The organism is Paracoccus zhouxuedongae, assembly GCF_041927815.1.
Lineage (GTDB): Bacteria > Pseudomonadota > Alphaproteobacteria > Rhodobacterales > Rhodobacteraceae > Paracoccus.
In genome coordinates, this window is the sequence record NZ_JBHFHM010000005.1 from 41382 (window position 1) to 62543 (window position 21162).

Annotated in this window: 19 protein-coding genes; 10 read left to right on the forward strand and 9 right to left on the reverse strand. The window is 66.2% G+C overall.

Translation table 11 applies throughout. From position 1 onward, the window contains the following. Both ACEYYA_RS07485 and ACEYYA_RS07490 read left to right on the forward strand, forming a co-directional pair. Positions 1–1347: a TldD/PmbA family protein gene (locus ACEYYA_RS07485; RefSeq protein WP_374799196.1), complete on the forward strand. Its 1347-nt coding sequence runs from the start codon at positions 1–3 to the stop codon at positions 1345–1347. Further along, positions 1334–2110 (forward strand): 3'(2'),5'-bisphosphate nucleotidase CysQ, encoded by a 777-nt coding sequence (locus tag ACEYYA_RS07490; RefSeq protein WP_374799198.1) that lies wholly within the window; start codon positions 1334–1336, stop codon positions 2108–2110. Before ACEYYA_RS07485 ends, ACEYYA_RS07490 begins: the two co-directional genes overlap by 14 nt. Here the strand turns inward: ACEYYA_RS07490 and gyrB are convergent. The 7 genes from gyrB to mutM all read right to left on the reverse strand — a co-directional run bounded on the left by gyrB (position 2107) and on the right by mutM (position 10878). Then, positions 2107–4545: a DNA topoisomerase (ATP-hydrolyzing) subunit B gene (gene gyrB, locus ACEYYA_RS07495; RefSeq protein ID WP_374799200.1), complete on the reverse strand. Its 2439-nt coding sequence runs from the start codon at positions 4543–4545 to the stop codon at positions 2107–2109. The two genes, ACEYYA_RS07490 and gyrB, sit on opposite strands and share 4 nt — an antisense overlap. Before the next feature lie 74 nt (positions 4546–4619). Then, positions 4620–5684, reverse strand: coding sequence for a DNA replication/repair protein RecF (gene recF, locus ACEYYA_RS07500; protein WP_374799202.1), 1065 nt, complete (start codon positions 5682–5684; stop codon positions 4620–4622). Positions 5685–5744: 60 nt separating this feature from the next. Further along, on the reverse strand, positions 5745–6863 hold the full coding sequence (gene dnaN, locus ACEYYA_RS07505; RefSeq protein ID WP_374799204.1) for a DNA polymerase III subunit beta: 1119 nt from the start codon (positions 6861–6863) through the stop codon (positions 5745–5747). A gap of 97 nt (positions 6864–6960) precedes the next feature. Then, the gene (gene dnaA / locus ACEYYA_RS07510) at positions 6961–8313 is read right to left on the reverse strand and encodes a chromosomal replication initiator protein DnaA (RefSeq protein WP_374799206.1); all 1353 of its coding nucleotides are present in this window, start codon (positions 8311–8313) and stop codon (positions 6961–6963) included. A gap of 521 nt (positions 8314–8834) precedes the next feature. Continuing rightward, positions 8835–9107, reverse strand: coding sequence for a 30S ribosomal protein S20 (gene rpsT, locus ACEYYA_RS07515; RefSeq protein WP_374799208.1), 273 nt, complete (start codon positions 9105–9107; stop codon positions 8835–8837). An 83-nt stretch (positions 9108–9190) separates the two neighbouring features. Further along, positions 9191–9967, reverse strand: coding sequence for an enoyl-CoA hydratase (locus tag ACEYYA_RS07520; protein ID WP_374799210.1), 777 nt, complete (start codon positions 9965–9967; stop codon positions 9191–9193). 59 nt (positions 9968–10026) lie between these two features. Beyond that, positions 10027–10878, reverse strand: coding sequence for a bifunctional DNA-formamidopyrimidine glycosylase/DNA-(apurinic or apyrimidinic site) lyase (gene mutM / locus ACEYYA_RS07525; protein ID WP_374799212.1), 852 nt, complete (start codon positions 10876–10878; stop codon positions 10027–10029). Between the two features lie 79 nt (positions 10879–10957). On the opposite strand from mutM, the gene ubiE reads away from it, so the two are divergent. After that, positions 10958–11710 carry a bifunctional demethylmenaquinone methyltransferase/2-methoxy-6-polyprenyl-1,4-benzoquinol methylase UbiE gene (gene ubiE, locus ACEYYA_RS07530; protein ID WP_374799214.1) on the forward strand — a complete coding sequence of 251 codons (753 nt, stop codon included), beginning with the start codon at positions 10958–10960 and terminating at the stop codon, positions 11708–11710. A 1-nt stretch (position 11711) separates the two neighbouring features. Further along, positions 11712–13241 (forward strand): 2-polyprenylphenol 6-hydroxylase, encoded by a 1530-nt coding sequence (gene ubiB / locus ACEYYA_RS07535; protein WP_374799216.1) that lies wholly within the window; start codon positions 11712–11714, stop codon positions 13239–13241. A 1369-nt stretch (positions 13242–14610) separates the two neighbouring features. On the opposite strand, the gene ACEYYA_RS07540 is transcribed toward ubiB, so the two are convergent. Both ACEYYA_RS07540 and ACEYYA_RS07545 read right to left on the reverse strand, forming a co-directional pair. Next, complete coding sequence (locus ACEYYA_RS07540) at positions 14611–15303, reverse strand: flagellar hook capping FlgD N-terminal domain-containing protein (protein WP_374799218.1); 693 nt, start codon at positions 15301–15303, stop codon at positions 14611–14613. 15 nt (positions 15304–15318) lie between these two features. Further along, entirely contained in the window at positions 15319–17022 is a 1704-nt protein-coding gene (locus ACEYYA_RS07545) for a flagellar hook-length control protein FliK (RefSeq protein ID WP_374799220.1), read from the reverse strand. Positions 17023–17129: 107 nt separating this feature from the next. On the opposite strand from ACEYYA_RS07545, the gene ACEYYA_RS07550 reads away from it, so the two are divergent. From ACEYYA_RS07550 to ACEYYA_RS07575, 6 genes are all read left to right on the forward strand, one after another. Further along, complete coding sequence (locus ACEYYA_RS07550) at positions 17130–17417, forward strand: rod-binding protein (RefSeq protein WP_374799222.1); 288 nt, start codon at positions 17130–17132, stop codon at positions 17415–17417. Beyond that, positions 17414–17752, forward strand: a complete 339-nt coding sequence (locus ACEYYA_RS07555) for a hypothetical protein (protein WP_374799224.1) — start codon at positions 17414–17416, stop codon at positions 17750–17752. The genes ACEYYA_RS07550 and ACEYYA_RS07555 overlap by 4 nt, the downstream gene beginning before the upstream one ends. Positions 17753–17968: 216 nt before the next feature. Next, entirely contained in the window at positions 17969–19180 is a 1212-nt protein-coding gene (locus tag ACEYYA_RS07560; protein WP_374799226.1) for a flagellin N-terminal helical domain-containing protein, read from the forward strand. A gap of 101 nt (positions 19181–19281) precedes the next feature. Further along, a complete protein-coding gene (gene flaF, locus ACEYYA_RS07565) occupies positions 19282–19659 on the forward strand; it encodes a flagellar biosynthesis regulator FlaF (RefSeq protein WP_374799228.1) in 378 nt (125 codons plus the stop codon). Continuing rightward, positions 19656–20057 (forward strand): flagellar biosynthesis repressor FlbT, encoded by a 402-nt coding sequence (gene flbT / locus ACEYYA_RS07570; RefSeq protein WP_374799230.1) that lies wholly within the window; start codon positions 19656–19658, stop codon positions 20055–20057. Before flaF ends, flbT begins: the two co-directional genes overlap by 4 nt. After that, positions 20054–20839 (forward strand): DUF1217 domain-containing protein, encoded by a 786-nt coding sequence (locus ACEYYA_RS07575; RefSeq protein ID WP_374799232.1) that lies wholly within the window; start codon positions 20054–20056, stop codon positions 20837–20839. The genes flbT and ACEYYA_RS07575 overlap by 4 nt, the downstream gene beginning before the upstream one ends. The last annotated feature ends 323 nt before the right edge of the window (positions 20840–21162 follow it).

The following is a 21162-nucleotide window of genomic DNA, read 5'->3' on the forward strand; positions in this document are numbered from 1 at the left end:
ATGCAGGCAGATCTTGAAAGTCTGACCGCCGCGCTGCTGGATGCGGCGCGGCGGGCGGGGGCTGAACAGGCCGACGCTTTGGCGGTGGCCGGGCGGTCGGTCTCGATCGATGTCCGGGGTGGGCGGCTGGAACAGGCCGACAGCGCCGAGGGCGTCGATCTGGGCCTACGGGTGCTGATCGACGGGCGGCAGGCCTGCGTGTCCTCCTCATCCACGCGGGCCGACACCTTGGCGGAAATGGCCGAACGCGCCGTCGCCATGGCCAAGGACGCGCCGCGCGATCCGCATGTGGGGCTGGCCGATCCCGCCGATCTGGCCGCCGACCGCGATGCGGGGCGGCTGGAACTGGAAGATCCGGCCGCCGACCCGGACCCTGCCGATCTGCAAGCCCTGGCCGAACGGGCCGAAGCCGCCGCCGCTGCGGTGGCGGGCGTGTCGCAGGTCGAATCCGCCTCGGCTTCATTCTCACGTCGTCGGCTGTTCATGGCGGCCAGCAATGGTTTTGCGGGCGGCTATGGCCGGTCGGGCCATGCGGTTTCGACCATTGCCATCACCGGACAGGGCACCGCGATGGAACGCGACATGGCCGCCGAGGGGCGGGTGTTCGCCGCCGATCTGCCGGCGCCCGAGGCCATCGGCCAGTTGGCGGGCGACCGGGCCGTGGCGCGCGCGGGTGCGCGCAAGGCGCCGACCGGGGCGTTTCCGGTGCTGTTTGACGAACGCATCAGCGCCGGGCTGATCGGGCATCTGCTGGCGGCGGTCAACGGGCTGGCGATTGCGCGCGGGGCGTCGTGGCTGCGCGAGGCGCTGGATCAGCCGGTGCTGCCCACCGGGCTGGACCTGTTCGAGGATCCGCACCGCGCCCGCCGCACCGGCTCGCGCCCCTTTGATGCCGAGGGGCTGGCGACGCGCCCGCGCCATATCGTGCGGGATGGCCGTCTGATGGGCTGGACGCTGGATCTGGCGACGGCGCGCAAGCTGGGCATGACCTCAACCGCCAGTGCAGCGCGCGGCACCGGCAGCGCGCCGGCGCCCAGCGTCTCGAATGTGGCGCTGACGCAGGGGGCGGCCAGCCGCGACGATCTGATCCGCGACATGGGGACCGGGCTGATCGTGACCTCATTCCTGGGGGCCTCGATCAATGCCACGACCGGCGATTATTCGCGCGGCGCGGCGGGCTTCTGGGTGGAAAACGGCCAGATTGCCTATGCGGTGAACGAAACCACCATCGCCGGCAATCTGCGCGACATGCTGATGCGGCTGACCCCCGCGAATGATGCCCGCACGCATCTGTCGCAGGTCGTGCCCAGCCTGCTGGTCGAGGGGCTGACGCTTGCCGGGGCCTGACCTGGATCTGCTGATCGCGGCGGCATGGGCGGCGGGCGACACCGTGCGCCCGTTCTTTCGCAACGCCGCCCGCGCCTGGGAAAAGGACGGCGGCGCAGGCCCGGTGACCGAAGCCGACCTGGCCGTCAACGCCGTGCTGGAACGCATCCTGCGCGAGGCCCGCCCCGATTACGGCTGGCTGTCCGAGGAAAGCCCCCCGGACGACCGCCGCGCCCATGCCCGGCGCAGTTTCGTCATCGACCCGATCGACGGCACCCGTGCCTTTATCGAGGGTCAGGACAGCTTTTCCCATGCGCTTTGCGTGGTCGAGGACGGCCAGCCGATTGCCGCCGTCGTCTATCTGCCGATCCGCGACCGGCTTTATGCCGCGCAGGCGGGCGGCCCCGCGACCCGCGACGGCCAGCCGATCGCGGTGTCGGCGCGCGCGGGGGTGGCGGGCGCACAAATCCTGACCACCAAGGCCAGCCTGTCGGCCGAGCATTGGCGGGGCGACGCCCCCGCCTTTGAACGGGTGTTCTGCCCCTCGATCGCCTGGCGGCTGTGCCTGGTGGCGGAAGGGCGCTTTGACGGCATCCTGTCGTTCCGCCCGACCTGGGATTGGGACATCGCCGCCGGGTCGCTGATCGCCGCGCAGGCCGGGGCGCGGGTCACCGATGCGCGCGGCCAGCCGCTGCGCTTCAACGGCCCCGCAGCGCAGAACGATGGCATCTGGGCCGCGCCGCCCGCCCTGCATGGCGCGCTGCGCGACCGGATGGCGCTCTAGACGTCCAGGTTTTCGACGCTCAGCGCGTTCTGCTGGATGAACTCGCGCCGGGGTTCGACGACATCGCCCATCAGCTTGGTGAAGATGTCGTCCGCCTCGGCCAGATCGTCGATCTTGACCTGCAACAGAGTCCGGGCCGAGGGGTCCAGCGTGGTTTCCCACAGCTGTTCCGGGTTCATCTCACCCAGGCCCTTGTAGCGTTGCAGGCTCAGGCCCTTTTCGCCCTCATCCAGGATCGCCTCAAGCAGGGTGACCGGGCCATGGATCGGGATTTCGCGATCCTTGCGCAGCAAGGCGGCAGGGCCGGCATAGACTTCCGACAGCTTGTCGGACAGCGCGCCAAGACGCCGCGCCTCGCCTGAACGCAGGACCGCACCGTCCAGCACGCGCGCCTCCTCGACGCCGCGCAGCATCCGGGTGAAGCGCAGGCCGTGATCCTGGGTCGGACGGCCCTGCCAGCCGCGTTCATATTCCAGCGCCACCTGATCCAGCCGCCGGGCCACCGCATCGGCGGTGCCCTGCGCATCGGCATCGACCTGACCGGCGCGGAAGGCCCCGGCGATCGCCGCCTGCTCCAGGATATGATGGGCATAATGGGTGGGGAAGGCACGCAGGATGCGGCGCACGCTGCGCGCATCCTCGACCAGCCGGATCAGGTCGGCGCCGCTGATCTGCTCACCACTGGCCAGACGCAGGATCGCGCCTTCAACCCCTTGGGCGATCAGATATTGTTCCAGCGCGGCCTGATCCTTCAGATAAACCTCGGACTTGCCGCGCGCGACCTTGTACAGCGGCGGCTCGGCAATATACAGGTGCCCCGCCTCGATCAGCGACGGCATCTGACGGAAGAAGAAGGTCAGCAGCAGCGTGCGGATATGCGCGCCGTCCACATCGGCATCGGTCATGATGACGATCTTGTGGTAACGCAGCTTGTTCAGCGCGAATTCGTCGCGCCCGATGCCGGTGCCAAGCGCGGTGATCAGCGTGCCGACCTGATCGCTGGACAGCATCCTGTCGAACCGCGCGCGTTCCACGTTCAGGATCTTGCCGCGCAGTGGCAGAACGGCCTGGTTCTTGCGGTCGCGGCCCTGCTTGGCAGAACCACCGGCGCTGTCACCCTCGACGATGAACAATTCGGCCTCGGCGGGGTCTTTCACCTGACAATCGGCCAGCTTGCCGGGCAGGCTGGCCACATCCATCGCAGTCTTGCGGCGGGTCAGTTCGCGCGCCTTGCGGGCAGCCTCGCGCGCAAGGGCGGCCTCGATGATCTTGCCGACGATGATCTTGGCCTCGGAGGGGTTCTCCTCGAACCATTCCGACAGCTTTTCGTTCACCAGGTTTTCGACCGCCGGCCGCACCTCGGAACTGACAAGCTTGTCCTTGGTCTGGCTGGAAAACTTGGGGTCGGGCACCTTGACCGACAGCACGCAGGTCAACCCCTCGCGCGCGTCATCGCCGGTGAAATCGACCTTTTCGCGCTTGGCGATGCCACTGGATTGCGCATAGGCGTTGATCACCCGCGTCAGTGCGGCGCGGAAACCGGCCAGATGGGTGCCGCCATCGCGCTGCGGAATGTTGTTGGTAAAGGGCAGCACAGTTTCGTGGTAGCTGTCGTTCCACCACATCGCGACTTCGACCCCGATGCCGCCGCGCTCACCGGTGATGAAGATCGGCGCGGGCATCGCACTGGTCTTGGACCGGTCCAGATATTTCACGAACTCGCGCACGCCGCCTTCGTAATACAGTTCCGATCGCAGCGGCTCGGCCGGGCGGTCGTCCTCAAGAATGATGCGCACGCCGCTGTTCAGAAAGGCCAGTTCGCGCAGCCGGTTTTCCAGGGTCTTGAAGCTGTAATCGAGGTTCGAGAAGGTGCCGTTCGGGTCGTTCACCTTGGCCGAGGCCAGAAACCGGACTTCGGTCCCCTTTTGCCCCGGCACGGCATCGCCGACCACGCGCAGGGCTTCGGCTGTCGCGCCATGTTCAAAGCGGGCGTAATGCTCCTTGCCGCCGCGCCAGACACGCAGCTCCAGCCAATCGGACAGCGCGTTGACCACCGACACGCCGACGCCGTGCAGACCGCCCGACACCTTGTAGCTGTTGGAATCGAACTTACCGCCAGCATGAAGCTGGGTCATGATGACCTCGGCGGCGCTGACGCCCTCGGTCGGGTGCATGTCGGTGGGTATGCCACGGCCATTGTCGCGCACGCTGACGCTGTGATCGGCATGGATCTTGACATGGACGAAATCGGCATGACCGGCCAGGGCTTCGTCAATGCCGTTATCGACCACCTCATAGACCATGTGATGCAGACCCGACCCATCGTCGGTGTCGCCGATATACATGCCCGGACGCTTGCGAACGGCCTCCAACCCCTTGAGAACCTTGATGGAATCCGCACCGTATTCTTCGGGCTTGTTATTGTCTTCGGCCATGCGTCCGCGCCTTTGTTCCTGGTCCGCATCTTATAGTGGTTCGGCCCGTCAATGTCACGTCCGGGACACAAGATTTAGGGGTTGCGCCACTGGTCCACGACCCCCGAGACGCCACCCGCTTCCCCCACCTCGAAGCCCTGCGCGCGCCCTTGCAGGCCGTCGAACAGCTCGGCCCCGGTGCCGGTCATGAAGGCCTGCGCACCAAGCGCGCAAACTTCATCATACAGCGCGGCGCGGCGGTCGGCATCCAGATGGGCCGCAACCTCATCCAGCAGCAGGACGGGCGGCGCCCCCGTCTGCGCCGCCAAGGCGCGCGCATTGGCCAGCACGACCGAGATCAGCAGAGCCTTTTGCTCGCCCGTGGAACACAGCGCGGCGGGCTGCGCCTTGGCGCGATAGACGGCTGCCAGGTCGGCGCGATGCGGGCCTTCCAGCGTGCGCCCGGCGACGCGATCCCGGTCGCGGGCGGCGGCCAGGGCCTCGGCGGGTTGCGCCTCACCGGTCTCGATGGCGAGGTCGGCAGCGGGAAAGGCAGTCGCGGCCCCCTGCTGCGCGGCCAGCACCCGATCCAGCGCGGCGGCCCGGTTGGCGGCGATCCGCGCCCCCTCCTCGGCCATCCGCGCCTCAAGCGCGCCATACCAGCGGTCGTCCCGAATATCGTCGCGCAACAGTCGGTTCCGTTCGCGCATGGCCTTGTCATAGGCCAGCACGGCCTCGGCGTGATCGGGGGCGAAACTCAGCGTCAGCCGATCCAGAAACCGCCGTCGCCCCTCGGCGGCCTCGATCCACAGCCGGTCCATGGCGGGCACCAGCCAGACCATCCGCATCAGCCGCCCAAGCGCCACCTGCGAAACCGCCTTGCCATTCACACGCACGACGCGCGCGCCGCCCTCGGCAAAGGTCTCGATCTCGTCGCTGGCGGTCAGGCCGGTGATCTTCCACCCCGGCCCGCCGCGCATCGCCAGATCCTCGGGCGCAGCGCGGCGCAGGCCACGGCCCGGCGACAGCATCGACACGGCCTCAAGGATGTTGGTCTTGCCCGCACCATTCGGACCCCAGATCGCCACCGGCCGGCCGTCCAGCGGCAGCACCAGCCGCCGGTGCGACCGAAACAGCGTCAGCGTCAGCCCGGACAGCACGCCCCGCCCTTTCTTCTTGGTCCAGATATCCCCGCCGGAGCCATCGCCCGGAACGGGCGATTACACGCGCATCGGCATCACGACGTAAACCGCCGACATGTCGCCGCCTTCGCGCATCAGCGTCGGGTCGCTGGAGGAATTGAACAGGAACACCGCGTTTTCCCGATCCACCTGGCTGGCGATCTCTTGCAGGTATTTGGCGTTGAAACCGATTTCCAGCGGCTCATCGGCATAGGCCACGGCCAACTCTTCCTCGGCGGCACCGGCATCGGGGGCGTTGACCGACAACACCAGCCGATCCTCGTCCAGCGACAGCTTGACGGCGCGCGACCGTTCGCTGCTGACAGTGGCCACGCGGTCGACGGCCTTTGCGAAATCGGCGGCGTCAACCTCAAGCCGGCGGGTGTTGCCCATCGGGATGACGCGGGAATAGTCCGGGAAGGTGCCGTCGATCACCTTCGATGTCAGGGTGATCTGCGGCGTGGCAAAGCGCACCTTGGTTTCGCTGACCGACACGGCAATCTGCATGTCGTCGTCATCCAACAGCTTGCGCAACTCGCCCACGGTCTTGCGCGGGACGATCACGCCCGGCATGTCGCCCGCACCATCGGGCAGCGCCGCGTCGATCCGCGCCAGCCGGTGACCGTCAGTCGCCACCGCGCGCAGCACCGGCCCGTCCTCGGACTGCGAGACATGCAGATAGACGCCGTTCAGATAATAGCGCGTTTCCTCGGTCGAGATGGCGAACTTGGCCTTGTCGAACAGCCGCCGCAGCACCGGCGCGGGGGCGGCGAAATTGGCGGTATATTCGCTGGAGGCCATCACCGGGAAATCTTCGCGCGGCAGCGTCGCCAGGCTGAAGTTCGACCGCCCGGCCTGCACCGACAGCCGCCCGGTCGAGGCGTCGGCGGTCAGATTGACCAGCGCGCCATCGGGCAGCTTGCGCACGATTTCATGCAGCATGACGGCGCTGACCGTTGTGGCGCCAGCGCGTTCGACATGGGCGGGGGCCTTGTCCACCACCTCGATGTCCAGATCGGTGGCGCGGAACGACACGCCATCGCCCTGCGCCTCGATCAGCACGTTGGCCAGGATCGGAATGGTGTTGCGCCGTTCCACGACCGACTGCGCCTGAGACACAGCTTTCAGCAGCGCCGCGCGTTCGATGGCGATTTTCATGACCTTATCCTTCAGCGGTGCGGCCCGCGAAGGGCCGGTCTTGGGCGGAAACTGTCACGCCTTCCGCCGTCATCGTCAAGTCTGGCTGCGGAGGGATTCACGCTTCGAGCAGGCGTTTCAGCATCCCCAGATCCTCGGCCAACTGGCTGTCCTGGGCGATCAGCTCCTCGACCTTGCGCACGCCGTGCATGATCGTGGTGTGATCGCGACCGCCAAAGCGGCGGCCGATTTCGGGCAGCGACCGGGTGGTCAACTGTTTCGACAGATACATCGCCACCTGCCGGGGCCGCGCCAGGGTTCGCACCCGCTTGGGGCCAATCATGTCAGACAGGCGGATATTGTAATGCTCGGCCACCTTGCGCTGGATGTCCTCGATGGTGACGCGGCGGTCGCTGGCGCGCAGGATGTCGACCAGACATTCCTGGGCCAGATCAAGGGTGATCTCGCGCCCCACCAGGCTGGCAAAGGCGAACAGCCGGGTCAGCGCGCCTTCCAGCACGCGGACATTGGTGGTGATGCGATGGGCCAGGAACTCAAGCACGCCGTCGGCGATCACCACATCAGGATTCGCGGCGCGGAAGGCGTCGGTCTTGGCCTGAAGGATGCCCAGCCGCAGTTCGTAATCGGTCGGGTGCAAATCGACGATCAGCCCGCATTGCAGGCGCGACTTGATGCGGTCCTCAAGATCCTTGATCTCACCCGGCGCGCGGTCGGCGGAAATGACGATCTGCTTGCCCTGATCGACCAAGGCGTTGAACGTGTGGAAGAACTCCTCCTGGGTGCTGTCCTTGCCGGCGATGAACTGCACATCATCGACCATCAGCACGTCGACGCTGCGGAACATTTCCTTGAAATCCATGACGGTGCGTTCGCGCAGGGCCTGAACAAAGCGATACATGAATTGTTCGGCCGACAGATACAGCACCCGGCGTTCGGGGAAGCGGCTGGTCAACTCGCGTGCGATGGCGTGCATCAGGTGGGTCTTGCCCAGGCCGACGCCGCCATACAGGAACAGCGGGTTGAAGTTGACGGCGCCACCCTCGGCCACGCGGCGGGCGGCGGCATGGGCCAGTTCGTTGGGCTTGCCAACCACGAAACTGTCAAATGTGAACCGCTGATCCAGCGGCGCGCCGGGCAGGTCATCATCGGCGCGCGCGGCGGGGCTGGGGGCGCCCTGGCTGCGCGCTGCGGGCAGATCGCGGCGGGCGGTGGCGGCCACGCGGAACTCGATTCGATCGACGCCCGCGTCACCGCGCGACAATTCGCGCTGGATCGCATCGGCAAAGTTGCGTTGCACCCAATCGCCAAAGAATCGGGTCGGCACGGCCAGCACGGCAGTCCGATCCTCGACACCTTGCCAGCGGATCGGTTCGATCCAGGTCGAGAAATTGTTCTGCCCCACGCTTTTCAACAGCGCGTCGCGGGCCTGCCCCCAGTGGTCTTTGTGCATTCGTCGAATCCGGCGCGTCCGATCTGTCCCCCACGAATCCGGTGCCGGACGGCTGCACCGAGTCGTGCTTTCCGCGCCCGGGGGGACGGGATCAGACGCCGAATCGCAATAGATCGACGCGCCGCCGAGCCAGCGGCAGAAACCCCTTACCAGCCCCTCCCCCATGGCAGTGGGGGTCAGGGCAATCATCGACAGCGGACGTTACCGTCCCATGGCCCCGGCGACCCGTTGGCGGGTGCTTTCGTTCGATGGTTTCTGGCAGGAAACCATCATTCGGACAGGGCCTGTCCCCCAGGCGACGTGAATCGCAGGGACAAGCTAACGCGGGGGCCAAGCGGGCCGCAACAGAACTTCGCGCTTGACTCTGCAAAAGCGGAATCGAATCTGCCGATTGCGCGAAATCCGCCACGCGCGGGGCAAAAATCCATAAAAATCAATAATTTGCCGAAAATGACAAAGGGGCACCCCTGCGGGTGCCCCTTTGTCGTCATCCGTGGGTCTGTCGGCCCTTCTGTCGGCCCTCAGGCCGCGGCCGCCAGCGACTTGATGCGCGACGACAGGCGCGAGATCTTACGCGCCACGGTGTTCTTGTGCAGGATGCCTTTGGTCACGCCGCGCGCCAGTTCGGGCTGGGCTTCACGCAGGGCGACCACCGCCGCTTCCTGGTTGCCCGAGGCGATCGCCTCTTCGACTTTGCGCAGGAAGGTGCGGATACGCGAACGACGCGCCTTGTTCACGGCGGTGCGGCGCTCGGTCTGGCGTGCGCGCTTCTTGGATTGGGGCGTATTGGCCATGTCTCTCGAATCCGATCAGTTCGGGGGAAATCTTGAAGCCGCGCTTCTAGGCGCGCCGGGCGATCCTGTCAACCGGGCTTGGCCTATTTGTCGCGGAACTGTGCCTCGCGTTTTTCCAGGAATGCGCTCATGCCTTCCTTCTGATCCTCGCTGGCGAACAGCGAATGGAAAATCCGGCGTTCAAACAGCAGGCCCTCGCGCAGCGTGGTTTCATAGCTGCGGTTCACCGCCTCTTTCACCACCATCACCGCGACCTGCGATTTCGAAGCGATCTTCTTCGCCGCAGCCATCGCCTCGGCCACCAGCTTGTCGGTGGGCACGACGCGCGAGACGAGGCCCGAACGCTCGGCTTCGGCGGCATCCATGAAGCGGCCGGTCAGGTTCATGTCCATCGCCTTGGACTTGCCCACGAACCGGGTCAGCCGCTGGGTGCCACCGATGCCGGCGACCACCCCCAGGTTGATCTCGGGCTGGCCGAACTTGGCGTTTTCGGCGCAGATGATGAAGTCGCACATCATCGCCAGCTCGCAGCCGCCGCCCAGAGCATAGCCCGCGACCGCCGCGATGATCGGCTTGCGGGTGCGCAAAAGCGCCTCGGTCTGGGGGGTGAACAGGTCTTCGGTGAACACCTCGACAAAGGTTTTCGACGACATTTCCTTGATGTCGGCCCCCGCCGCGAAAGCCTTTTCGCTGCCGGTCAGGACGATGCAGCGCACCTTGTCATTGGCATCGGCATCTTGCAGCGCCTCGGCCAGTTCGGTCAGCAATTGCTGGTTCAGCGCGTTCAGCGCCTCGGGCCGGTTCAGGCGGATCAGCGCCACATAATCTTCGATTTCCACATTCAGCGTCTGATAGGCCATCGGGCACCTCCTGGCTGCGACATGCCCATTGTCCTAACAGCGTGCCGCCATTTGGCAAGTCACCTCTGGCAGGTCGGGCAATAGAAGGTCGACCGCCCGGATTGCACGATGCGGCGGATGGTGCCGGTGCAGCCGGGGGTGGCGCAGGGCGCGCCCTCGCGGCCATAGGCGCGGAAGGCGTGCTGGAAATAGCCAAGGCTGCCGTCGGTCTGGCGGTGGTCGCGCAGGGTCGATCCGCCGGCCTCGATCGCTTCGGACAGAACGTCGCGAATGATTGGGACAAGGGCGGCGACGCGGGTGGCAGCGATGCGGCCACCGGCGCGGCGGGGGTCGATCCCCGCCCGGTTCAGCGCCTCGCAGACATAGATATTGCCCAAGCCCGCGATGACGCGCTGATCCAGCAGCAGCGCCTTGGCGGGGGCGGCGCGACCGCGAAACCGCGCGATCAGGTGATCTTCGTGGAAGTCATTGCCAAAGGGTTCCGGCCCCAGACTGGCCAGCAGCGGATGCGCGGCCAAAGCGTCGGTCGGCGTCAGATCCATCGCCCCAAAGCGGCGGGCATCGTTGAAGGTCACGGTCGCGCCGCCCTCCATCGCCATCACAACATGGTCGTGGCGCGGATCGTCGCCCGCGGCATGGGTGAAATCGCCCGGCATCACCCCATCGATCCGCACCCGACCCGACATGCCCAGATGCCAGATCAGCGTCTCGCCGGTGCTGAGATCGGCCAGAAGGTATTTCGACCGCCGCCCCAGCCGGTCGACCCGCGCCCCGGTCAGCCGCTCGGCCATGCGGTCAGGCAGGGGCCAGCGCAGATCGGGGCGGCGCACCGTGGCCTGCGTGATGCGCGCGCCCTCCATCACCGGCAACAGGCCGCGACGGACGGTTTCAACCTCGGGCAGTTCCGGCATCATCTTCCCCTGTGCAGCCTGCCGCATTGTGTTGCGCGCCCCGCGCCCGTAAACAAGGGCAGCTTTCAGGATGACGCCCATGACCGACCCCAACGGCAAGACCACCCATTTCGGCAACCGCACCGTGGCCGAGGACGAAAAGGCCGGGCTTGTCCACGGCGTCTTTTCCCGCGTCGCCAGCCGCTATGACGTGATGAACGACCTGATGAGCGTGGGCATCCACCGGCTGTGGAAAGACGCGATGATGGACTGGCTGGCGCCGCGCCCCGGCCAGCGGCTGCTGGATGTGGCGGGCGGCACCGGCGACATCTCGTTCCGGTTCCTGCGCCGCGCGCCGGGCGCCCATGCCACGGTTTGCGACATGACCCACCCGATGCTGGTCGAGGGGCGCAAGCGCGCCGAGGCCGAACAGATGGCCGAAAGCCTGAACTGGGTGACGGGCGACGCCATGTCCCTGCCCTTTCCCGACAACAGTTTCGACGTCTATACGATCAGCTTTGGCATCCGAAACGTGACCCGCATCGCCGACGCCCTGTCCGAGGCCTGGCGCGTGCTGCGCCCCGGTGGTCGGCTGATGGTGCTTGAGTTCAGCCAGATCCCGGTGCCGGCGCTGCAATGGGCCTATGATCGCTATTCCTATAACGTCATCCCACTGATGGGGGAAATCGTCGCCAAGGATCGCGACAGCTATCAGTATCTGGTGGAATCGATCCGCAAGTTCCCCGATCAGGACAGCTTCCTGGCGATGATCCGCGCGGCGGGTTTCGGCAATGCCAGCTATCGCAACCTGTCGATGGGCATCGCCGCGCTGCATTCCGGCTGGAAGCTGTAACATGCGCGGCCCCCATAACATCTGGCGGCTGATCCGCACCGGGGCGACCTTTGAACGCACCGGGGCGATGGGCGTGGCGCTGGACGCGATGCAGGCGCCGCGGCGCCTGCGGATCGCGGCGCATGTGCTGGGCTGGCCCTTCCGCTGGCTGGGCTACAAGGGCGATCCGGCGCTGCCGCCGGTGACGCGGGCGATCACCGCGCTTGGCCCGGCCTATATCAAGTTCGGCCAGATCCTGTCGACGCGCCCCGATGTGGTGGGCGCCGATCTGGCCGACCAATTGCGCGTGCTGCAAGATCGGCTGCCGCCCTTTCCCACCGATCAGGCCCGCGCCGCCATCGAGGCCGAGCTGGGCCAGCCCATTGCCGCCGCCTTTTCCACCTTCGATCCGCCGGTCGCCGCCGCATCCATCGCGCAGGTCCATCCCGCGCATCGCGCCGACACCGGAGCCAAGGTCGCGGTCAAGGTTCTGCGCCCGGGCATCGAACGCGCCTTCCGCCGCGACATCGACGCCTTTCACTTCGCCGCCCGGCTGATCGAGGCCCTGTCGCCCGCCTCGCGCCGGTTACGCCCCACCGACATCATCGCCCATTTTGAAAGCGTGGTGATGGGCGAACTTGACCTGCGGCTTGAGGCCGCCTCGGCATCCGAGTTCGTGGCCAATACCGAAGCCGACACCGGCCTGACGACGCCGCGCCCGCATTGGGATCTGTCGGGGCGCAGCGTGCTGACAAGCGACTGGGCCGAGGGCGTTTCGGTCGGTGATGTCGCGGGGCTGCGCGCCGCCGGTCACGACCCGCATGTTCTGGGCGAACGGATCCTGCAACTATTCCTGAAACACGCGCTGCGCGACGGATTTTTCCACGCCGACATGCACCATGGCAACATGAAGGTCGGCGCTGATGGTAACATCATCCTGTATGATTTCGGCATCATGGGGCAGATCGACGAATACACCCGTCGCGTCTATGCCGAGATCCTGATGGGCTTCATCGCGCGTGATTATCGCCGCGTCGCCGAGGTGCATTTCGAGGCCGGCTACGTTCCCCGTGACCGCGATGTGAACGCCTTTGCCCGCGCCCTGCGCGCCGTGGGCGAGCCGATCTTCGGCGTCGATGCCGACAAGATCAGCATGGCCAAGCTGCTCGCCTATCTGTTCGAAGTGACCGAGCGTTTCGGGATGCAGACCCGTACCGAACTGATCCTTTTGCAACGCACCATGGTGGTGGTCGAGGGCGTCGCCCGGTCGCTGCATCCCCAGATCAACATCTGGGAGGTCGCCCGCCCGGTCGTGGAAAGCTACATCCGCACCAACCTTGGCCCCCGCGCCCTGGCGCGCGACCTGTTGCGCACCGCGCAGACGTTGGCCCGCTTCGGGCCGCAACTGCCGCATCTGGTCGAGGACAGCCTGAACGCCCGTCTGAACCCGCCCCCCGTCACCCCACCCCGACGCTATCGCAAGGGGCTGGCGGCGGCCGCCATGGGCGGCGCATTGGTGGCGCTTGGTGTGCTGATCGGCGCCTGGCTGTAGGCGGTCGGTGTTGCGCGGGTCATGATCTGTTCAGTCGGGCAGCCGACAGGCGTCTTCTGTCGCGGCTGCCGCGGCAGACTTCCCGCGCTTCAGCCCTGCACTCCGCCGCGCAGCACCCCGGGTTAGGACGGCGCTTGCAGTCAGCACGATGTGCCCGGCCTGCCATCGCAGTCCAATGGCCCTGCCGCGCGAGAGCGACGCCAGACCGCCTCCGCCAGGCGCGCCAGTCATGCTGCCGCCAGAGGCGCTGCACATCGTGATACCGCAGGTCGCGCAGTGAGCAAAGCACCCGTCGGCACGCCTGCAACCGGGGCGGGCATCGACGCGGAACCTCCGCCCGCGCGATCGTCTATGGTGCAGCGCCGCCGGGGCACCCGGTCCCGGTTCGCATCCCGGCGATGTCGGAACGGCGGTCGGGTGACAGCCCAAGGTCGGCGCCACTACAACGCCGTGTGATCGCGCAGCCTTCACGCGCGCTGTGTGCCGCAGCAAAGCCACAGCGCTGCCCCTGCTGAACCACCGGCAGAAACAAGGGCCGCCCGCCAATGTCCGCCTACGCCCCAGCCCGACCCGAGGCCCGCGCCGCGCCAATCAGCGCCGGATCCCGTCGCCGTTGCCCAAGCCTGAGGTCCGCGTTCATGGTCAGCGCCTGCTCCACCCGCTGAACGGCGATTTTCCTTTTCATGTCGTCCCGATCAGGCACCGCCTGAATCCGCTAAACCGCCATGGCGGACGGCCGCAGCGCGACGACACTACGAAAGCGTCGCCATCGCGGCATCGACTGTGACGCTGGTCCCGAATCCGAACGCCGAAGCGCCGGCCAACGGGCTCACCCGCCCCCGGTCACGCCGTGTGCAGGCGATACCGTGGTCCGCCATGGCCTCAGCGCCCGCTCAGGCGGTCGTCGCGGCGCCTGCCCCAAGGTCGACCCGGCCAAAGTGAATACCATTTCGCCGCAGCGCCACGTCGCGCGAGTGGTAGCGCATGGGCAAGACACGCCGTTCCCACGCCCACCGCTGGAGCTGCTCTAAAAAGACCAATCGCCCGCGGTTTTCTTAGACGACCGCCCGCATGCCCAGATTTCGGAACGCCATCATGATGCCCTTCCCAATCATGATGACCGGCTGCGGCTGCGAGATTTTCACCAAGGGGTGCCTTGGCGCGCGACGATGCGCGCCCGCAAACAGGCCATTTGCGTTGCGGCGCCAGTTTCGGTCAGGTGAATACACCGCCGTAGCGAGCGCCCGCCCTGCCCCACCCCCACCCGCCACGGAAAGATCAGCTATCCCCGGCAAAGCGCGATCCACCCAGTTCATGACCCGCGACGGGCCATGCACCACCTGCTTCCCACCAACCCAAACGACCCGCATCAGCCGGGGGGCTGGCGCATCGCCGTCACCTTGCTCGCCTCGATGACGATGCCGCCGCGCAGAACCAATTCGGTGCCCTTTTTGCCGATCTGTGCTTCGGTCACGCGCGCATAGACGGGCACGGCATCCTCGCCCAGCTTCTTGTCGCCATCCCAGCTTTCCAGACGAAATCCATACACGCCCGGCGGCCAATCCTGACGGGTCTTGACCTCGGCGGGCCAGGTCAGGCCGCCACTGACCGGCGCAATCTCGGCCCGCCCCAGGTCGCGGCCGTTGGCATCGGTGAAAACCAGCACGGCCTTGTCCGCACCCGTCTTGGGTTCGATCATCAGCGACGTGCTGCGACCGTCGTGATAGGCGGGCGCGGCAACGCGCACATCCATCCCGACCCAGTTGGCAAGCTGACCCAGCCCGGTTGCACCCAGGCTGGCGGTCATCGCCTCAAGCAGATCATTGGTCCGCACCTGCTGTTCCACGCCCGAAAATGTCGCCAACTGCACGGCATAGTCGGCCGATTCGATGGGATTCATCGGATCCTGATTCTTCATCTGCGTGGTCAGCATTTTCAGAAACGTCTCGAAATCGCTGCTGATCTTGGGCTTGCTGCCCGAAGTCGCACCCGTTGCCGGCGTCGCGGGCTTGCCAGAGGTGGTCGTCGTGGTCGTCGGGTTTGTCACCGCATCAATCGCCATGGTGCATGTCCTTTCTCAGATCCTGATATCCAGCCGACCATCAAGTTGCCGGCTCGGCAGTCGCGGCAAAGTTTGTGGCAGACCAACGGGGCCAGGCCGCGGCGGCGGGTCATCCATGCCCTCAGCCGGATCACTGACCGCCGGCGCGTCCGGGCGCTGCTGCGGGTTGCCACCAAAGCTGAAGCTGACATCGCCATAACCCAGTTCGCGGAAATCGCGCGCCAGTTGATCGATATGGCGCCGCATCATATCCAGCGTCTCGGGGCGCTCGGCCTGAACGATCAGGCGCAGGCCATCGTCTTGCGGAGACAGCAGCATCCGAACCTTGCCAAGCTCTTCAGGGGTCAGGGTCAACTCGATCGGGCGATCCGTCGGTGCGTCAAAAACCGCCGCCAACTGCTGCGGCAGATCAGCGGGGGGGTTATGCGCCATCGGTAGAGGCGCCGCCTGAGGAGGAGGCGACGCAACCGCCGGCTCCATCGCCTTCGCATGCAGGCCGAGGCCACCATGCCACGGCTCGGCAGGCCATGGCGGCTCGGGCGTGGAGGGCGTCATGTTGGGTACGGCAGGGGCCATGTCGAGCGTTGAAGGCCCGTCGCGCGGGATGGGACTGGCCATCTGGGGAACGGGCATCGAGGGCAGGTCGAGCCCACGAGCGGCCATGGGCGATTGGTCGGGCGGTTGCGACTTGGCAGCCGTCGCCTGCTGGCCGGTCATCCCACCCGCCGCCACGCCCCGTTTTTCCAGGGCGGCCGTCGGCAGCACGGTTACCTGCGCGGTGGAGTCCGCCACCGGGCGCGACTGGCGTGACGGATGACCGTGGTCGAAAGTCGCGGGTTGTGGCGCCTGAGTCACCGGCTGCGCGGTAGCCGGAGCCTGCGACGTGGAGGACGCCTGCGCCACGCCATCATCTGGTGCGGCAGCCTGCGTTGGCGTAACCCGCGGCGTCATGTCGCCCACGGGCATGGTCGCCCGCGGCAGCACCGGCTGCGCGGAGTATTGGGCACTTGGCCCACCACCGCCAGCAGGACTGTCCGCGCCGGTCCCCTGACCGGCGGGCTTTGCAAGCTCTGGCTGCATGGGCGCCCAGGCTCTGGGCCGCACCGCGACCGCCCCCGCAGGTTCAAGCGGCAGCCCCAAGGTGCGCGCAACATCAACCACCTTGGCACCAACCTGCCCGGCGCCTTGCGCCAGCGTCGGGTGTGCCACTACGGGCGCCGGATCTTGCGGCAAGGCCTCAACCGGGATCATCGCGGCCTTTGGCTGCGCCGCACGGACACCATCAACCGCCGGTGTCTGCGCGGCATCCGGGGCGAAGGTCTCCGCGGGAACCGAAGCCAACGCGGGGCCGGATCCCCGCAGCGGGCCGCCCGATGTCGCGCCTGGCGCAGCACGCGATACCTGCGTCGCAGCCTCGGCGCGCGGCGCAGTGGGGGCCAGCGGGGCCACCTCGGGGGGCGACTGATCCGCAACATCTACCCCCTGTTGCGGGGCTGGCGCGGCAAGCGACAGCAGCCCCCACAGGCCCGGCATTGGAAGCGTCACCGGCACGTCGGCGCCGGACGTTGCATCGGTGCGACCGGTTTGTTCTGCCGCCCCTTCATCGGCCCCCAAAGCCAGGTCGGCAAACACATCACCACCTTCGGGCGTCACCGGCGCCTGACTTTGGGCAATAACTGCGGTGGGCGTCGTCGCCGGGGCGATCGTCATATTCAGCATCGGCATCCTGCACGGTTTTCACTTCGGTGCAGAATGGCTGATTCGGATTACCAAATGTTTACCCCTGTCAGGCATGAATCATCGCATTCGACAAAAAGGGAATCGCCATGACACAGCTAAATGCGGTCCTGCGCCCGCCCACAGCGGCACCGACCGACGCCAACGCCCTTCGCAAGGTTGCGACCCAGCTTGAGGCCGGATTTTTGGCCGAAATGCTGAAGGCGAGCGGGGTTGGCAAGGCATCCGACAGCTTCGGCGGGGGCGCGGGCGAGGATCAATTCGCCTCGTTCCTGCGCGATGCCCAGGCCGACGCGATGGCTGCACGGGGTGGAATCGGCCTTGCGGAATCGATCTTTCGAACGATGGCCCGGCGCGCGGGCGAAGGGCACCCATGACCCCGGCGCAGGCGATGATGGCTGTTCTGCAGGACGAGCGCGCAGCCTTGCTGAGCGGCGACCTTGCCCGACTGACCGAGGTTGCCGCGCGCAGCCAGGCGCTGGTCGGGTCGCTCGTCACGGTTGAGGCCGCCGACTTGGCCGTGCTGGCGCAGGAGGCACGCCATAATCGGCAGTTGATCGAGGCCGCTCAGGCCGGAATCCGTGCGGGCCAACGCCGGTTGCGCGATATATCTGCCTGCCATGGCGGCGGGCGCGCGATCGGTATCGGCTATGATCGCGGTGGCCGCACGATCAGCGCGGCCCACGCCGGTCGATTTGAACGAAAGTCGTGAAAACTTTAGGCAAAGGCCTGACAACTAACCCCTTTGAATCCCGTGATACCCCGCCGCGATTAGCGATTTCTTAGCAGTTGTCATCCCATGATCGCCCTGCATCCGATCGGGTGGCGCAACCGTCAAGCGGCGGGATAGCAGCAGGCAGAATGCCAGACACGACCGCAGTCCGCGGGAACCCTCTTTGGCGCAAAGCGCCCATGTGAAAGGAACACCATGTCCAGCATTCTGACCAACAACAGCGCGATGGTCGCGCTGCAAACCCTGAAGGGCATCAACGCCAGCCTGTCGAAGACGCAGGATGAAATCTCGACCGGCAAGACCGTCGGCTCGGCCAAGGATAACGCCGCCGTCTGGGCCATCTCGAAGGTGATGGAAGCCGACGTCGAAAGCTTCAAGGGGATTTCGTCCAGCCTGTCGCTGGGGTCTTCCACCGTGGCCGTAGCGCGTCAGGCGGCGGAAACCACGACTGATCTGCTGAAACAGATTCAGGGCAAGATCGTGTCGGCGCAGGAATCGAACGTCGACCGCAGCAAGCTGCAAACCGACATCACCGCGCTGACCGACCAGATCAAGACCGTGGTGGGCGCCGCCCAGTTCAACGGCCTGAACCTGGTGAACGGCTCGGCGGGTGCCAGTGTCGACATTCTGGCCTCGCTCGATCGGTCGTCGACGGGGGTGAAAGCCACCAGCATCACCGTCACCACCCAGAATCTTTCGTTGGGCGGCTACACGGCCAAGGCGGCCCTTGCGGGCTCTGACGGCGCGTCGACGGCGAAAGATACGGCCGGCTTCACGCTGAACGCGACCACCGGCACCGGCAAGCTGGTCATCGATGATTCGGGCGCAGCCTTCGTGGCGGGGGACAAGATCTCGATCAACGTTGGCGGAAAGATCGCCAGCTATACCGTCTCGGGCGAGGATGTCGCGGCAACCACGACATCGGATATCGTGGCGGTCGGCCTGAAAAAGGCGGTCGATGCCTTGGGTGTGGCCGGGGTGACGGTTGACTATGACATCGCCAACCCCGGTCGTCTGGCGTTCAAGAACACTGGCACCAAGGACATGATGGTGACGGCCCAGTTCCAGAACGCCGGTTCTGGTGGCCTGTCGGCGCTGTCCGCGATCGACGTGACAAGCGACGCGGGCGCGAAATCGGCCCTTGGCGCGATCCAGGGGCTGATCCAGACCTCCGTCACCGCTGCGGCCCAGTTCGGTTCGGTGGGCAGCCGGATCGAGATCCAGAACAACTTTCTGGGCAAGCTCAGCGACTCGCTGAAGGCCGGGATCGGCAGCCTCGTCGATGCCGACATGGAGGAGGCCTCGGCCCGCCTGCAGGCGCTGCAAACCCAGCAGCAGCTGGGCATCCAGTCGCTATCGATCGCCAACCAGGCGCCGAAAAGCATCATGTCGCTGTTCCGCGGCTAAGTCGCTGAAACTCGGCCGGGGCGCGCAGCGCGCGCCCCGCTCTCCCCGCCGCCCACAGACGGGGCCGATCATCCGGCCACCCGCATCTGGAAGGATACGACATGAATTCCCTCACCCTCGCCCGTTCGGCCTATGGTGCGCCCGGCGATGCCACCCGAACCCCGCGAGAGACCGAATACGAAGTGTTCGCCCGCGTCACGCGCCATCTTCGCAGCGCTGCGGCGCAAGGTGCTGCGGGCTTTGCCGCCCTGGCCCGCGCCATCCACGACAACCGCACGCTGTGGACCACCCTGGCGGTCGATGTCGCCGATCCGGGCAATACCTTGCCTGCCGCACTGCGCGCCCGAATCTTCTATCTTGCGCAGTTCACCGCAGAGCACAGCCAGAAGGTGCTGGCGGGTGCCGCCGAGGTCGAGCCGCTGGTTTTCATCAATACCGCAATCATGCGCGGTCTGCGTCAGGAGGCATCGGCAGCATGAGCGGACTTGTCCTGAAACTTGCCCCGCATGAGCGCGTGCTGATCAATGGCGCTGTGATCGAAAATGGTGATCGCCGTTCGCGGCTGGCCATTGTCACGCCCAATGCCAACATCCTGCGCCTGCGCGACGCGATCCACCCGACCGAGGTCAAGACACCGGTGCGCCGTGTCTGTTACATCGTCCAATTGATGCTGTCGGGAGACGCCGATCCAACCGAGGGTCGCCTGCAACTGCTGCGCGGCATCGAACAGCTAAGCCAGGTGCTGACGGATTACGACAGCCGCACGCAGCTGAATCTGGCAACGGCCGCAGTGCTTGAAGGTCAGCACTATCAGGCGCTGAAGGCATTGCGCACATTGCTGCCGCGGGAAGAACGTCTGCTGGCGGCAGCGGGATGAGCTTTACACCCTTCATCCTGGGCAGCGGCTACACGGCTTGGTCGGCGTTGGGTCGCAACCGCGAACGGCAGATGCAGGTGCTGACCAACTCGGCCGAACAGCAGCGGGATGAGGCCTACTTTCGGCAAAAGATCGGCGGCGTGTCCAGCGCCGCCGATCTGGTGGCCGACCGGCGGCTGCTGAAGGTCGCGCTTGGCGCCTTTGGTCTGGAAGGCGACATCGCCAATCGCGCCTTCATCCGCCGTGTGCTTGAGGACGGCACGCTGAAGCCCGGTGCCCTGTCCAGCAAGCTGGCTGACAAGCGTTATGCCGAGCTAAGCCGCGCCTTCGGCTTTGATCTTGCCGTGCCGCGCACCAAGATTTCAGATTTTGCCGACCGTCTGTTGCCCGACTATCGCGCCCGCCGGTTTGAGCAAGCGGTCGGCGAGGTGAACCCGACCCTGCGCCTTGCCCTCACCGCCGAACGTGACCTGCCCAAGATCGCAAGCGATCGCGGGTCTGCGAACACCAAATGGTTCCGCATTCTGGGGAACGCACCGTTGCGCAGCTTTGTCGAGACCGCATTCGGGCTGCCGAAAGCCTTTGGCGCGATCAACCTTGACCAGCAGGTGACCGCCGTGCGCGCCAAGGCCGAGCGGATGTTGGGCAGTGACGATCCGTCGGCCTTGGCCGACAAGGCAACGCTGGACAAGATGATCCGCATGTATGTCATCCGCGACAATCAGCAGAACAACGCTCCAGCCCGTGGCCAACTGGCACTGCAACTGCTGTCACCGCCCTGATGAATGGCGGCGCTGCCGGGCCGGCTGACCCCTGATGGACAGATGGCTCGTGGATGAGCATTGCCGAATGCGATGGGCCTTGTTGTCGTTGTGCGCGCGGCAATGGCCGCGCAAAGGACGGGCGTAGGCGACAGCTGAGAGCTGAGAGCTGAGAGCTGAGAGCTGAGAGCTGAGAGCTGAGAGCTGAGAGCTGAGAGCTGAGAGCTGAGCGGCCCCATCTTGGTGGTCCGGTCAAGGCTCACTGTCGCCACATCAATCAGGGACGTCATCTCTGCCGGTGCGACATGGCGGGAAGGGCTGCAGTGCTGCGCCACAGCCGCAAC